This window comes from Mesorhizobium sp. M4B.F.Ca.ET.143.01.1.1 (assembly GCF_004792275.1).
GTDB lineage: Bacteria > Pseudomonadota > Alphaproteobacteria > Rhizobiales > Rhizobiaceae > Mesorhizobium > Mesorhizobium abyssinicae.
Genome location: NZ_SRSR01000236.1, coordinates 1 through 321 on the forward strand (window position 1 = coordinate 1; position 321 = coordinate 321).

The 321-nt window shown below is 65.4% G+C and carries 1 protein-coding gene; it reads right to left on the reverse strand.

All coding sequences use genetic code 11. From position 1 onward, the window contains the following. The coding region (locus EN786_RS36790) for a sensor histidine kinase N-terminal domain-containing protein (RefSeq protein ID WP_189524396.1) at positions 1 to 321 on the reverse strand (321 nt) is incomplete at both ends.

Below are 321 nucleotides of genomic sequence, written 5' to 3' on the forward strand. Positions count from 1 at the left end.
TGAGCGTCGCCAGCCGCAGGCGGTGATCGCGAAAGCGGGTCTCGATGCTGCCGCGCTGTGTCGCCTTAGGCAGGTCGGGATAGCCCGTCAGCAGGCGTCCGCCCGCGGTCTCGACATGGTAGTAGACACTGTCGCGATCGCCGGTATCGAACATTTCGATCGCCGCCGGCGGAATGGTGGCATCGAGCACGCCGTCTTTCACCGAAACTTGCTCGGCTATGGCGCGCGCCGATGCCATCAGCGTCCGATCGGCAACCAGATCGGCAGTCGCCAGCGCATTGCCATGGCTGGTCCACAGATTGATGGCGGCGAGCCCGGCCA